Raw genomic sequence first — 14125 nt, 5'->3', positions numbered from 1 at the left:
AGATGCCTTCGGCGCGGCGGCCGGCACATCCGCGCCCGTTCACGTCCACACCGGCAGGTCGATGGCGGACGGGCGAGCGCCGTCGTGGGAGATCTCCTGCTGCGCCCGTACCGTGGTGGTCGCGGTGGCGGCGGGTTCGCCGCTGCCGGGATTGCGGGCGTAGCGCGGATGCGCTCCGGAGCTGACCTGGACGGCGACGCGGTGGCCGGGGGCGAAGCTGTGGAACGCCGGCCACAGCGACACGTCCAGCTCGACGAAACCGTCTGCGTCGGGCCGCGGGTCGGTGGCCGCGGTGCCGACGCCGCCGACGCGGCGGATGCCGTCGCACACGCTCATCGAGCGGCCGTCGGGGTGCACGTCGCAGATCCGGACGAAGACGTCCGCGCTGGCTGCCGTCGAGCGGAACCGGACGCGGGCGATCGGCTCCCCGGCGAGGACGACAGCCTGCTCCAGCGGTCGGCTGCGGAAGACCGCCACGTCCGTACGGCGTTCGTGGGCGCTGTTGTCGACCGGCCCGGGGGCCGACCCCAGCCCGGGGCCGCCGAGTGCGGGTGTGGGCCGGTCGGGGTCGTAGGTGTAGCGGGTGCTGCCCCCGGCCGGTATGGCCGGGTCGAGCAGCCCGGACCGGTGCAGGTGCCACCGCCGCACGGAGGTGCCCGGCGGTGGCCACGCGGACAGATCGCGCCACTGCTGCGCGCCGGTGAGGAAGGCACGCACCGGCGCCGGCCGGGCCGCGGGCGCACCGGCGAAGTGTTCCTTGAGGAACGCGATCGACTCGGCGAGAAACGGGCTCTGCTCGCTGGTGTGGCCCCACGGGCCGATGGTCAGCCGGGGCGGGCGACCGGCTGCGGCGAGCCGGGCGTAGTTGCGCAGCTGCCAGGGAAGGAAGATGTCGTACCAGCCGGTGGCCATGTACACGGGCGCGGTGACGTCGGGCACCGACGCGGTGTGCGACTGCCGGGTCCAGTAGTCGTCGGTGAGCTTCTCGTGGGCCAGCCAGTCCTGGTACCAGCCGATCGGGTGGCCCGCCACCGCGGTGTCGCCGCCGGACAGGGGCAGGACGTCGAAGGCTTCGGCCAGCCTCCGGTCCGGCCGCCGCGCGAGCCACGCCCGGACCAGGGTGCCGTGCACGCCCCGCAGGGCCATCCGGCGCGACCAGCCGAGCGAGCCGCCCAGCGAGAACGCGCCGTTGTTCCAGGTGACGGCGCCGAAGTCGGCCATCGTGACGTTCAGGCACAGGGCATCAGGGGCGTTGACGGGATCCTCCCGGCACATCCGGCCCGCCACGGCCCACTGGGTGTAACCGAGGTAGCTCTCGCCGAACGTCGCGACCGTGCCGGTGAACCACCGCTGGCGGCGTACCCACCGGTGGGTGGTCATGCCGTCGCGCTGTTCGTCGAGCTGGGGCCGGAAGGTGCCACCGGAGCCGCCGGTACCGCGGCAGCTCTGCACCAGCACCGTGAACCCCTCGCCGGCGAGCGCCGGCGCGTGTGTGAGCGAGGCGTGCCGGCCGTACGGCGAGCGGACGACGATCGTGGGCAACGGCCGTTCCACCGGGCCGGCCGGCAGGTAGAGGTCGGCGATCAGCTCGACGCCGTCGTCCATCGGCACGCGCAGCCCGCGCCGCACCGTGAAGGCGTACGAGGGCTGCGTGGCCGTGTCGCGACGGGCCTTCCGGCGCCACCCGGCCAGTCGGCGGCGCAGGCTCGTCATCACTCACCCCTTGAACGCGCCTTCCATGATTCCCTGCACCAGCCGGCGTCCGACGAAGACGAACAACACCAGCAGCGGAATGGTGGCCAGGAAGGAGCCGGACATGGCCAGGCCCAGATCGATGTCCCGGTTCTGCTGCAGCGCCTTGATGGCGATCTGGACGGTGTAGTTCTCCGGCGACTTCAGGACGATGAACGGCCACAGGAAGTCGTTCCAGGCGTAGACGAACGCGAACAGACCCAGCACGTACGCCGCTGGGCGGACCAGTGGGAAGGCTATCCGCCAGAAGATCTGCCAGGTGGTCGCGCCGTCCACCCGCGCCGCCTGCATCAGCTCGTCGTCGATGGTGCTGCCGATGTGCTGGCGCATCCAGAAGATGCCGAACGCGCTGACCAGCCCGGGAACGATCACCGCCTGGAGGCTGTCCACCCAGTTCAGCTCCGACATGATCAGGTACTGCGGCACCACCGCGAGCTGCGCCGGCACCGTCATGGTCAGCACGACGATGAGGAACAGCGTGTTGCGGCCCGGGAAGGACAGCTTGGCGAAGGCGAAGCCGGCCAGCGCGCAGAGCACCGCCTGGCCGACGGCGATCGTGGTGGCGACGATGACGCTGTTGAGCAGGGACTGCACGAACGGCACGATGGTGAAGACGAGCTCCGCCAGGCGCAGGAAGTTGCCGCCGGGAGTGAGCGTCGGTGGGAGGGTCGTCGCGGTGGCGGAGTCCGTCGTCGCCACCACGAACATCCAGTAGAGCGGGAAGACGCTGACGAGCGCCATGAGCGTGAGCAGCACGTACACCGGGATCGGGACGCGGTTGGCCTGGCGCCGCCGGGCCCGCGTGGGCGCGGCGGTCGGGGGTGCGGGCTTCATGGGCGCTCCGAACGGATGCGGGTGGTCAGCAGATAGTTGAGTCCGGAGAACACCACCACGATGACGAAGAGGGCGACGCCGACCGCCGCGCCGTAGCCGAAGTGGAACTGTCCGAAGGACTGCTCGTAGAGGTAGAGGGTGACGGTCTGGCACTGCCGTGCCGCCCCGCACGTGAGGCCGCCCACCGGGTTGACCAGCAACGGCTCGGTGAAGACCTGCAACCCGCCGATGGTCGACGTCACGACGGTGAACGCGATGATCGGCCGCAGCGAGGGAATGCTGATGTGCAGGAACTGCTTCCAGCCGTTCGCACCGTCGGCGGCGGCGGCCTCGTACAGTTCCCGGGGAACCGCCTGAAGCGCGGCGAGGTACAGCAGCGTGTTGTATCCGGTCCAGCGCCAGGCGATCATCGTGGCGATCATGACGTGGCTGCCCCACAGCGAGGCGGTGAAGTCGATGTGGTCGAAGCCCAGCAGCCCGAGGAACCAGTTGATCATGCCGTAGTCCCTGTCGAACATCTGGGCGAACACGATGGTCGTGGCCGCCACCGAGGTGACGTAGGGAACGAGCACCGACATCCGGAACAGGGCGGCCAGCCGCAGCCGCGCGTGGTTGAGCAGGTGCGCCAGGCCGAGCGCCAGGAGCAACTGCGGCACCGTCGACAGCACCCAGATGCTGAACGTGTTCCGCAGCGCACCCCAGAAACGCGGGTCGTGCACGAGTTCGGAGAAGTTGTCCAGCCCCACGAAACGGTGCTCGCCGATGGGATCCCAGTCGAACAGCGAGATGTAGAAGGTGAACAGCAACGGGAAGAGACCGAAGATTAGGAACAGCACGAAGAACGGCGAGATGTACGCATACGGCGCCAGGAACTCCCGTACGCCCTGCCGGATCCGCCGGTTGCGAACGGGGCCCCGGATGTCCGGTGGGGCGGTGGCCGGGCCGAGCATGGTGGTCAAAGCGTCACCCTTCCGATGGGCGGCGGCCGGACGGTGCCCGGCCGCCGCGCATCAGCCCTCCGTCATTCGCGTACGGCGTTCTTGACGTTCTTCAGCGCGGTGTCCCAGGCGTTCGCCGGATTCACCTTGCCCTGCTCGACGCTGGTGAGCGTGTTGAGGAACTCGGTGCCGACGGGGCCGTCCTGCGGGCCGAAGTAGAAGGGCTTGATCCCCACCACCGACTGGGTGTAGATCTTGCCGATCGGCGCGTTGCTGAAGAACGGGTCGGTCTTCCCGACCAGCTGCGGATCCGTGTAGACCGACGGCGTGGTGGGCAGCGACCCCTGCATCAGGAAGTGGTCCAGCTGGCCCTTCGGCGACTGCATCTCGGAGATGTAGTTCCACGCCGCCTTCGCGTTCTTGGCGCGCTTGGGGATGGCGAGGAAGCTGCCGCCCCAGTTCCCCGAGCCACCGGGAATGGTGGCGATGTCCCACTTCCCGTTCGTCTCGGGGGCGTTCGTCTTCATCTGGCTGAGCATCCAGGACGGTGAGCACACCACCGCGTAGTCGCCCTTCTTCATCGCCGCGGTCCAGCCGGAGGAGAACGACCCCTGCTTGGCGGAGATGCCCGCGCTGAAGGCCTTCAGCGTCACGTCGAACGCCGCCTTGACCTGCTCGTTGTCGTAGTCGAGCTTGCGGTCGGCGCTGTAGTAGCGCTGGCTGCCCTGGTTGACCGCCTGGAAGAAGACGCTGGTCGGCGTGTTGTCCACGAACGGCTTCCCGGTCTTCTGCACGTACTGCCTACCGACGTTGATGAACTCGTCCCACGTCGGCCAGAGCTTGGCGACCGCCTCCCGGTCGGTGGGCAGGCCGGCCGCCTTGAACAGATCCGTACGGTAGGCCACCGCCAGGCCGCCGACATCAGTCGGCACACCGATGATCTTGTTGTCCTCGGTCGTCGACTGCGCCATCACCCAGTCGAGGTAGTTGCCCTTGATGTCGTTCGCGCCCAGCGTGGTGAGGTCGACGAAGTTGTCCGGGGACTGCATGAACTTCGGCAGGTCGTCGGCCTGGATCAGCACCAGGTCGGGCACCTTGCCACCGGCCAGCGCGGCGGTGAGCGCCTGTGCGGTCTCGGTCGTGGTGCCCACCTCGGTGAGCTTGACGCGCACGTCGGGGTGCGCCTTGGTGTAGACGTCGACGTCGGCCTTCTGGTTGATGTTGGCAAACGACCAGAACTCGAAGGTCTTCGAGTCGGACTTGCCGTCTGATCCCCCACAGCCGGCGAGGAGGAGCGCGATGGCGGCGACGACGGCGACGGTGGTGGTCCGGACGCGTTTCAACGGCCCTCCAACGGGGTGATCGTGAGCGGCGATGGTGGGGTGGCGGGATCTCGCCGCCTCCGAAACTTATCGAGATATTTACATGCCATGATTTTGTGCGCTGAGGCTACTAAGTGCCCCGCCGTCCGTCAACAGGCGCGCTGCCAGCGAGAGCGCCGGACGGCAGGGTGGAATCCTGATCGGCACAGCGCCGAAAGTTTCGGAGCAAGGGGCGTGACTCCGCGCGAAGGACACCGGCGGCCCTCGCCTCCGCTCCCGGACAGCGGCGTCACGCCGACGGCGGCGCCGCGAACGGGAGCACGGAAGTGCGGACGCCGCGGAAGACGCGCGGAGCCGGTCCTCCCACCCGTGGCGGGATCCTGACGAACGGCGCCACCGGACTGCCCCGGAAAGCCGCCGCAGCGCGATGGTCTACCGACTGCGGGTCGCCCGCGTTCGCCGGTCGTCGAGGCGGGCGTCGTCCGCCGCCATCGGCTGGATCAGCACCGGCGCGAGGTGCACGGTGTCGCCGTCCGTGGCGGCGTCGACAATGCCCTGCAGGAACTCGAAGAACTGTGTGGGCGCCCACGGGACGGTACTCAGCTGCGCGGCACTGCTTGCTCGCGCCGTCGATACTCGCTCTGGGCCGGCCCCGGTGTCTGCGCCTCCCGGCCGGATAATCGATCGCCCGGTGTACGCCGACATGCCACGAAGGGCACGTCGCCGCACCCGAACGCGACGGCTACCGACCGCTCCCCCACCCGGCCGGGCTCCGGACCTCATGGCCCGGAGCCCGGCAGGTGGATGGTCGTGCTGAGCGACTGCCGCGGCGAATCTCACCGACGGGATGCCGCAGCCCTCGGGAAGCTCGGCGAGAGGGCGACGGAGGCGGGCCGGAGACGATCCACAGCCGCGTGATGTCGTGGGTGACCAGCGGGCCGATGCCCGTTCCGGCCCCCTAGAAGAGGGTTGCCTTGGCGCACGACGAGACCGCACCCGCACTGTTGATCCTGCAGCTGTAGATCTGCACGTCGCGAACGTCCTTGAAGGTCCAGCTGTGATACACAGTGTCGTAAGCCCCGGTGGTCACCTTGATCGGGTTGGCAGTCGAGTAAACCCATGAACTGCCGTTCCACTTGTAGTAGGTCAGGTGCAGCGCCGCACCGTAACCATCCGGGCAGAGATCACGCTCCCATGCGTCGAAGCCACCTGCGAATGCCTGGTAGCCACCTTTGACGCCGCCATTCGCGTAGTAGGTGTAGGTGCCCCCCGCCTTGGTCGTCATATCACAGCCGCGGCCCGAATCAGCTGGCCCGTTGGCGTAGAAGTTCAACGTGGTGGCGGCGCTGGCCGGAGTGGCGAATGCCATGACTGCCGTCGCCGTTGCGCAAGCCATCAGGGCCGTCCTCTTGATGAATCTCATGAGCGCGTGAAACCTCCATGCTCCAGCGATCGCGGAAAGACGGGGGTTGAGTCCCCGTATCGCGCTACGTGGGTGCGCGAGTCGACCTGCAAGCCATTCTGGACGCCACGAGTCAGGATGGCGTTAGCGCAGAGCGCACGCCGCTTAGCTCTCGATGCCGACCAGGCTGCGCGAAACCATCCCCCGATACTCGCTGGGCGTCATGTCGTAGGAGAGCCGAAATGTCCGGGTGAAATCGGCCGGTCGCGGAAAGCCCCAGCGCAGCGCGATCGCGTGGATCGGACGGTCTCGCAGCCGGGGATCGGCGAGATCGCGGCGGCAACGGGCCAGTCGTTCACGACGGATCCAGGCAGAGACGGTCAAGTCCTGCTGCCGGAAGAGTTGGTGGAGGTGGCGGACCGAGATCTGGTGCGCGGCGGCGATGGTCACCGGGGACAGCTCCGGATCACCGAGGTGCTGTTGGATGAAGGCGTGAATGCGCAGCATGAGAGCGTTCTGAGGGCTCTCGGACGGCAGTCCGCATCCAGCGCCGAGTTCCCGGGCGAGTGTGATGGACAGCAGATCGAGGAAGACCGTGGCCAGCCGAGGGGAGTCCGCAGGCTCGTAGTCGCGTGCACCCCTGACCAGTCCGAACAGGAACTGTGCGACCAGACCTCCGGTTCCGACTCTCCCGGACAAGCGCGCGCCGAGCAGTTGCTCGACGTTGCGCGTGGGCAGCAGCGCTCTGGGGAACTGTGCCACCACCGTGCGAGCCGCCACCGGATTCGCGGCGGTCACGTGCGCCTCGTATGGATGTGACGTGTCGTAGAGCACGAGGTCGTCCGGCCCCGCAACGCTTTCCCGGCCGCGTTGGGCGATCCCTTGCCTGCCCCCAAGGATCATCCCGAGGCTGAGATACCCGGGGTCGCTCTGCCGGATCATTCTCGGCGTACGCCGACACCGCAACGAGGGATACGTCATGGCGACGATCTGGACCGCGCCCAGGTCGAGATGCTGCATCGTTGCCCGAAAGTCCTGGTGCGGGATTTCGGTGGCTACGTCCGAGGCCGCGAGCGATCGCATCGTCATCTCGTGCCAGCGGTCGAATCGCTCGTCGACCGGGAAGTCCCTGCTGTCGAACAACGTCTGGATCATCGTCATCACCCCTTCGAACAGGACAGCAAGAGACCAGGGCGACTACATAGGTCCCGCGACTTACTGGGAAGTACAGCACACCGTGAGTACTGCACCGCATGCGTCGATAGGGTCGACGAGCATCGATGCCAAAACGTGGTCGGCGGTGATCTTCAGCTCCTGACGTGCTGGCGTTCGTCACCGCTGGTGACGTAAGGAAACAGCGGTGCTGCTCGCTCTGGAGTGAGGGCTGGCTGCCCGGTCGCCGCACGTTCTCGTACACGAACGGTCGCGGTGGGCCGGACGGGCCGAAGCGTACGAGCGCAGCTTCGCCAAGCTCTGCGCGTACCCGGCGGAAGCGCTGCTGGACGCGGCGGGGTGCGGGCCGGACGGCGGGTGATCGACGTCGGCGCCGGGCCGGACACCGTCGCCGGTTGCTCCGCTGCCGACCAGGCGTACGACGGTCAGCGCGACAGCATCCGGCGGACCCGACCGCCCACCGCCTGCTTGACCCGGTCGCGCAGTGGCTGCGCGCCGAGCGCCTTGAGCTTCTGCCGCAGCGCCTGGTTCTCGTCCCGAAGCCACCGCATGCGCGCCAGCAGTTCCTCGGCGGTGTAGGCGGAGGCCGGCCGGACCGCCTGCGGGTAGACGGTTTGGCGGACCTGCTCGTCGAAACGGGTGGCGCTGTCCCCGTCGGCGAACGAAAGGCCGAGGTCGTGCTTGGCGAGGAACGCGGTGATCCGGGCGAAGCGCTCCTTGTGGCCCTCGTTCAGGGCCGTGTAGTCGGCTTCCTCGTAGAGTTGGGCGGCGTCGATGTCGGCCGGCACATCGCGCATCAACCGGTGCGGGATGTCGAAGTAGCGGGCCAGTTCCAGGGTGCGCGAGTCGTGCGCGAGGAGATACCCGGGAGTGCCGGCGAGCAGCGCCGCGATCGTGCCGTGGATCCGGGTGCCGAAGGCGAAGTCGAATCCGGAGAGGTACTCCATCCAGGGCCACGGGTCCACGAACATCCGCACCTTGTCCTCGACGAAGAGCGGATGTGAGGTGTAGATCGGCATGTCGTCGGTCTTGCCGAGCAACTTCGGCGCGTCGCCGTAGAGCAGGGTGCCGAGGGCGTACAGGCCCTGCGCCAGGTAGCGCAGGTTCGGGTAACGCTGGTGGTGGTGCGCGACGATCGGGGCCAGCGCGCGGACGTACGGCGAGATGACGAACGCGAGCCGATCCTGGGTGCTCAGGGTCGCCTTCGCCTTCTCGACCCGGAGGCTGTCGCCGTGCAGGAACATCGACGGGCAGCCGATCTGCTCGACGGCGGAGAAACCCAGCGTACGCAGGTAGTTTTCGCTGATCTCGCCGCGTACGCCGATGCTGTGCGATCGGTCCAGCACCGCCCGGCAGAAGGCCTTCACCGGCTCGTCGATCGGGCGCAGGTATTCCAGGTCGCCGTCCACGTCGGTCTGCGCCCCGACCCCGAGCACCACCACCGGGATCTTGAGCCGCTCGATCAGCCGCGTCATCGACGTCAGCCGGTTCACGTAGTCGTGGCGAAACGCGTTCGCCAGCGGAATCACGAAGGCGTCGTACTTCTCGTTGATCTCGTCGGCATCGCGCGGGTCCGCCCGGAACCGCGACGGGGTGATCTCCGCCGCCGAGGTGGCCAGCAGCTTGTGCGCGGCGTGGCTGAAGACCAGGTTGCCGCTGTTCTTGCCGATCCAGTCCCGCTCGTAGGTCTCCTCTGCGGTGACGACGTCGAACGGGCCCTTGCGGGCTCGCAGCAGGATCCGCTGGTGCATCCGGGGTGTCCACCCTTCGTCTCGGACGCCACGGCGCCCGGCGAGGCCGAAGCGGCGCGACCGGCCGAGCACGGCCCTGTTCCGTGCAGAAGCAGAAATCCTACCGCTCCATGCCGAACCGGATCCCGCCTGCCCGGCACCTGACATCCGCCCGTGCTGAGCGCGTCCAGCTCTCGGTGGAGCGTCTGGGCGAGCGAGCCGTGGCGCTCGACCTGGACGCCAACGGCAGCCTTCTCGCCACCGCGATCGCCGCCACCCGACACCGACCGCAGGCCGCAGCGTTGGAGGTCTTGCGCTACCTGCTGGAACTCGGTGCCAAGCCCGCGCCTGGCGAGGAGAGCCCGATCGTCCAGGCGGTGCTGGGATCGGCCGCACCTGCCACGATCCGCATGCTGCTCGGCCATGGCGCTGATCCGAACTCGCGGCGCTCCGACGGCACCCCAGCGCTCATCCTCGCCGCTCGGCGCGGTGACCACGCCGCCGTTGACGTGCTTCTCACCGCAGGCGCTGATCCGAACGCGGTCGATGGCTACGGGCACACCGCGCTGATGCACGCCATCGAACGCAACGAGCGGGCCGTGAGCAGCGTGCTGCTGTTGGCCGGCGCTGACCATGCGGGCGCGCTCGAGATCGCACGGGGCTGGCAGCGGCAGAACGTTCAGTTCCGACTCGGCGAGATGAGCGTTGGCCTGGACGACGTACCGATCGCCCGTACGACCGTGCGGCTGCATCCCACCGGGTACGAGCTGCGCGGCGATCCGGCAGAGTTCCGCCGCTGGGGGCAGCTCGTCGAGTGTGTGGCGGAGGAGTTGGGCGATGACGAGTGGGAAGCGCGGACCGGTACTCCGTACGCGCTGGCCCGGACCGTCGCCCACCGACTCGTCGACGATCCGGCCAAGTCGCCCACAGCGTCATGGCACCGCATCGAGCTGAACAGTGCAGAGCTGGCAACGGTACGGCAGGCATTCGTGGAGCTCGCCTACGCGGTCCGTGCCACGCTGCCGGACGGCGTCGGGCAGGAGTACGTCCATGACGCGCTCGACGAACTCGATGCCCAGTTGCCCTGACTCGCGTCCGTCCCCCGAGCTGGACGTGCAGCCGCAGCCGACCCTTGCGAGAGCATCCTCCCCGCGGCGCCCACGTCCGCGTTGCCGGCGGTAGAACACCTCGACCGCGTTCCATTCGTCGCCTGCGGTCAGGGCCAGGAGTTCGGCGTCGTCCTGAGCGGTCATTCCTACCTATCGCAGCGGGACAGCGTCAGGCTCGCGATACTGGCCCGCTTCGTCAGAGGACAGTGACGGTGATCACCTGTAGCACTTGGCGCGGTGCTGCACATGTCTGTCCTGGGCGCAGTCGTGTGTCCAGGACAGGAGCAGAGTATGACGACGACCGCGTTGCTCGACCGTGCGCCGACGCCGTCGCCCGTCAGCGGCCCTCCCGGGCGGGCGCCACGGTTGTACGTGCTGGACGGGTTGCGGCTGATCTGTGCTCTTGCGGTGGCCGGATACCACTTCGGCGACTCGTGGAGGTTGGACGGGGTGCGCCCGCCGGCATACTTCCTGCCGGACGCGGCACCGGTGCTGATCTATGGCTTCCTCGGAGTCGAGACGTTCTTTCTGATCAGCGGATTTGTGATCCTCATGAGCGGCTGGGGGCGTACCGTTCGCGAGTTCGCTGCCTCCCGCGCCGCGCGACTCTATCCGGCGTTCTGGGTGTGTGTGGTGACCACGACAGCCGTAACGGCAGTGCTGCCGATCAGCGGCGGGCTGCCTTTCCCACCTCCGCCGGACGGGTGGGGCGTGCTGGTCAACCTGACCATGCTGGCGGAGCCCCTCAACACGCCGCTTGTCGACACCGTGTACTGGACCCTCTGGATCGAGCTTCGGTTCTATCTGATCGCGGCGTGCATTCTTGCGGCCAAGCTGACCGACCGGGGAGCAAAAATATTCAGTGCCGTGTGGCTGGCCGCCGCCGTGATCATGCCCGTTTTCCGGGGTGCCGCCCTGGACGAGGTAGTGATGTCCAATTTCGCGCCGTACTTCATCGCCGGAATCACCCTGTTCCTGCTTCGCCGCAACCGAGCCGATCGATGGCTGTGGGTGCTGTTACTCGCCACATGGCTGGTCAGCCTGCAGCGCGTGCACGGGCGGACCCTGGAGTTGAAGCCCGGCTTCGAGGTAGCCGTCTGGCCGGCACCGGTACTGCTCACCGGGGTTTACCTTTTGATGCTCATCATCGCGCTCGGCTACACCGACCGGGTAAAACTGCGCTGGCTGGCCACCGCGGGTGCACTCAGCTACCCCTTCTACCTCTTGCACCCGCGCATTGGATACAGCGTGATCCGCAACGTGTACGAGGAAACCAACCTCCCCGCGTCGATACTGATCGGCGGCACCGTGCTTGGGCTGCTGGCGGCAGCCTGGCTCGTCCATCGCTTCGTCGAGCGCCCACTCGCACCCCTGATCCGCGGCTTTGTATCGGACCGGCGACGACAATGACCACCAGACGCAACGCGCCGAACACGAGGACGAGTGTGGATCAAACGACCGCGGATGCCGATTCCGCCTTCCGCGAGCTGTTCGAGGCCGCGTATGACGATTTGCTGCTCTTCGTCGAACGCCGTGCACACCTCGCCGTTGCCGAAGACGTGGTCGCCGAGACGTTCTTGACAGCGTGGCGCCGCTTGGACGAAGTACCGAAACCACTCGGCGAGGCCCGCGCCTGGCTGTTCACCGTCGCCCGCAACGTTCTGCACAATCGGCAGCGCAGCGACCAGCGGCAGCAGAGCCTCGCGCTTCGCGTCCTACGGGAACCCGATGCTCCGAGCAGCGCCGAGGCCGACCTCGCGGCTACCCGCATCGACCTGGTGAAGGCTTGGCAGCGCCTGTCATCCGCCGATCAGGAAGTGCTGACGCTGACCGCGATCGAAGACCTCACCGGGCCGCAGGCAGCACGCGTACTGGGCATTTCCCGGCCCGCGTTCAGTCTGCGCCTGCTGCGCGCCCGCCGCCGCCTGCGTCAGCATCTTGGTCAGCGGCCGAACAGCGAACCCACAAACGTCCCTGCACCGGCTGGCCCTTCACGACGCGGAGGCTCCGCATGACCCACGACGATGTCCTCGACCAGATAATCCGCTCCGCCGCGGTCCAGGTGCCCGCACGCGTCGGGCAGGAACCCGCGCGAGAACTGCTCGAGCGGATCGTCGCCACTGATCGGCGGCCACGCCCAGGACCAGCGCGCACACCGCACCGTCGGCCCCGCCTGGCGATCGCCGGCGCGGCCGGAGCGCTCGTCGCCGCTGTCGCCTTCACCCTGACACTTGTCAACGCTGGTCCCGCGTTTGCGTCGTGGACGCCCGAGCCGAGCCCGATCTCGGATGCCGAGGCACGCGACCTCGCCAGCAAATGCCTGCCTGCCCAGGACGCGAGCGTCGCAAGGGTGGTCATCGGCGAAAAACGCGGCGAGTACGCATACGTGAACGCCGTGTCGCCGGCTGGAAGCCAGACGTGCTTCCGCGATCGCAATGGAGACGTGACGAATACCAGCATCCTTACCGTGCTGACCAGCACCGAGCGGCTCGGCGCCGGGGGTGTCGAGATGTACTCGTGGGGTCAACTACGCACCGACGAAGGCTACGTCCGGATCATGGCGGGACATGTCGGCTCACAGGTGACGAGCGTGGAGATCAACTTGCGGACCAAGGATGGCGCTTCGTCACGGACGGCGCGGGCAACCGTTCGCGACGGTTACTTCGGCGCCTGGTACCCCGAGGGCCTCGACGAGTCGAGCAGCAACACCACCACACTGACCGTCCGCCTCGCAGACGGCAGCGCGGTGAACCTGTCCGCCCGCGAACTGTACGAACAACCGAAGCTGGACTGAGAGGGCGATTCGGCAGGCCTCGGTCGGACTGCCGACGACGATTGCCACCGCCAAAGCCAGGAGCAGCAGCGTGCCCGCGTGCTGCACAACCGGTGCGGCGTCAAGGGTCACCGCGACCACGACAGCCACTGTCGCACGCAAGCATTCGGGCTCTGCGGAAAGCGTCCGCCCGCGGCACGACGCAGCAGCAGGCTGACACCGCGGCCGACCCGACCATGATCGCCTCGATCATCAGGACGTCATCGCGGTGCGACGCCGGGGCGTGACCATTGCGCGGTGGGACGGCCGTCGAGACGCCAGGGGTGCCCGGTGACCCGCGGCCAGCCTTCGGGCGAGTTTTCCCAGTTCTCCTGCCGGCCGTACACCGTGAGGTCCAGGGCGTGGTAGGTCGTCATCAACGCCTCGACGCCCCGCCCGGTGGTCCAGTAGGTCTCGAAGACCTTGTCGCCGTCGCGCAGGTAGCACGCGATGAACCCGAAGTCACGACCGTCGGCAAGAGCCGGGTCGGAGTCTTTCGCCGAATACCAGGGAAACCTATAGCCCATGAACTCCGCGAACGGGGCACTTTCGTCGTACGGACCCTCGCAGAACACGGCGTAGGTGACGTCCCGAGCGTGCAGGTAGTCCAACATCTGCATGTGACAGGTCGAGAAGGTGCATCCCTCACACTGATGCTCGTACGGCTTGCCGTCGTGCCACATGTGGAAGTAGGCGATGAGCATTCGGCGGCCCTCGAACACCTCCACCAGCGGGATGTCCCCTCCAGGGCCCCGCACCGTCACCGTCGGCACCAAGGTCATCGACAGCTGACGACGAGCGGCTGCGATCGCGTCTCCTTCGCGGGTATGGGCCTTCTCCCGGACCAGCAGTTCGTCGCGCTCGCGCAGCCAGGTCTCCCGGTCGACGACCGAGGGCGCGGCGGCGCTGGCCGCGGGGGTTGCCGTCATGGCTGCCTCCTTCGTGGAGTGGGGATCGGTCACAGTTACAGACGACCGAGTCGGCGATCGTCATCGGTGACCGATGACGGATGCGTTCGCGGTCGTCAGTACGGTTGTGAGGACCACTCAGACC

13 protein-coding genes are annotated in these 14125 nt (G+C 67.8%); 4 read left to right on the top strand and 9 right to left on the bottom strand.

The genetic code is table 11. The features are described from left to right. Window positions 1–39 precede the first annotated feature (39 nt). The 8 genes from AB0B20_RS21840 to AB0B20_RS21805 all read right to left on the bottom strand — a co-directional run bounded on the left by AB0B20_RS21840 (window position 40) and on the right by AB0B20_RS21805 (window position 9172). The gene (locus AB0B20_RS21840; RefSeq protein WP_357472933.1) at window positions 40–1713 is read right to left on the bottom strand and encodes a CocE/NonD family hydrolase; all 1674 of its coding nucleotides are present in this window, start codon (window positions 1711–1713) and stop codon (window positions 40–42) included. A 3-nt stretch (window positions 1714–1716) separates the two neighbouring features. Next, window positions 1717–2586, bottom strand: a complete 870-nt coding sequence (locus AB0B20_RS21835) for a carbohydrate ABC transporter permease (protein ID WP_357472930.1) — start codon at window positions 2584–2586, stop codon at window positions 1717–1719. After that, on the bottom strand, window positions 2583–3536 hold the full coding sequence (locus tag AB0B20_RS21830) for a sugar ABC transporter permease (RefSeq protein WP_357473014.1): 954 nt from the start codon (window positions 3534–3536) through the stop codon (window positions 2583–2585). The genes AB0B20_RS21835 and AB0B20_RS21830 overlap by 4 nt, the downstream gene beginning before the upstream one ends. Before the next feature lie 71 nt (window positions 3537–3607). Continuing rightward, a complete protein-coding gene (locus AB0B20_RS21825; RefSeq protein WP_357472927.1) occupies window positions 3608–4867 on the bottom strand; it encodes an ABC transporter substrate-binding protein in 1260 nt (419 codons plus the stop codon). Window positions 4868–5278: 411 nt separating this feature from the next. Continuing rightward, a complete protein-coding gene (locus tag AB0B20_RS21820) occupies window positions 5279–5551 on the bottom strand; it encodes a hypothetical protein (protein WP_357472924.1) in 273 nt (90 codons plus the stop codon). 253 nt (window positions 5552–5804) lie between these two features. Continuing rightward, window positions 5805–6269, bottom strand: coding sequence for a hypothetical protein (locus AB0B20_RS21815; RefSeq protein ID WP_357384721.1), 465 nt, complete (start codon window positions 6267–6269; stop codon window positions 5805–5807). A 144-nt stretch (window positions 6270–6413) separates the two neighbouring features. Beyond that, window positions 6414–7403, bottom strand: coding sequence for a helix-turn-helix domain-containing protein (locus AB0B20_RS21810; RefSeq protein WP_357472921.1), 990 nt, complete (start codon window positions 7401–7403; stop codon window positions 6414–6416). Window positions 7404–7846: 443 nt separating this feature from the next. After that, the gene (locus AB0B20_RS21805) at window positions 7847–9172 is read right to left on the bottom strand and encodes a polysaccharide pyruvyl transferase family protein (RefSeq protein WP_357384717.1); all 1326 of its coding nucleotides are present in this window, start codon (window positions 9170–9172) and stop codon (window positions 7847–7849) included. 83 nt (window positions 9173–9255) lie between these two features. On the opposite strand from AB0B20_RS21805, the gene AB0B20_RS21800 reads away from it, so the two are divergent. The 4 genes from AB0B20_RS21800 (at window position 9256) to AB0B20_RS21785 (ending at window position 13054) form a co-directional block, all read left to right on the top strand. After that, window positions 9256–10239, top strand: coding sequence for an ankyrin repeat domain-containing protein (locus tag AB0B20_RS21800; RefSeq protein WP_357472917.1), 984 nt, complete (start codon window positions 9256–9258; stop codon window positions 10237–10239). Window positions 10240–10551: 312 nt separating this feature from the next. After that, window positions 10552–11670: an acyltransferase gene (locus tag AB0B20_RS21795; RefSeq protein ID WP_357384712.1), complete on the top strand. Its 1119-nt coding sequence runs from the start codon at window positions 10552–10554 to the stop codon at window positions 11668–11670. Between the two features lie 35 nt (window positions 11671–11705). After that, the gene (locus AB0B20_RS21790) at window positions 11706–12275 is read left to right on the top strand and encodes an RNA polymerase sigma factor (protein ID WP_357384710.1); all 570 of its coding nucleotides are present in this window, start codon (window positions 11706–11708) and stop codon (window positions 12273–12275) included. After that, on the top strand, window positions 12272–13054 hold the full coding sequence (locus AB0B20_RS21785) for a hypothetical protein (protein WP_357472914.1): 783 nt from the start codon (window positions 12272–12274) through the stop codon (window positions 13052–13054). Before AB0B20_RS21790 ends, AB0B20_RS21785 begins: the two co-directional genes overlap by 4 nt. Window positions 13055–13293: 239 nt before the next feature. Here AB0B20_RS21785 and AB0B20_RS21780 read toward each other — a convergent pair whose 3' ends face one another. Further along, window positions 13294–14001 carry a DUF899 family protein gene (locus tag AB0B20_RS21780; protein WP_357384706.1) on the bottom strand — a complete coding sequence of 236 codons (708 nt, stop codon included), beginning with the start codon at window positions 13999–14001 and terminating at the stop codon, window positions 13294–13296. Window positions 14002–14125 lie beyond the last annotated feature (124 nt).

The organism is Micromonospora sp. NPDC049151, from assembly GCF_040648395.1.
Classification (GTDB): domain Bacteria; phylum Actinomycetota; class Actinomycetes; order Mycobacteriales; family Micromonosporaceae; genus Micromonospora.
The sequence above is the reverse complement of the archived record's forward strand: the minus strand, read 5'-3'. Positions and strand labels throughout refer to the sequence as shown.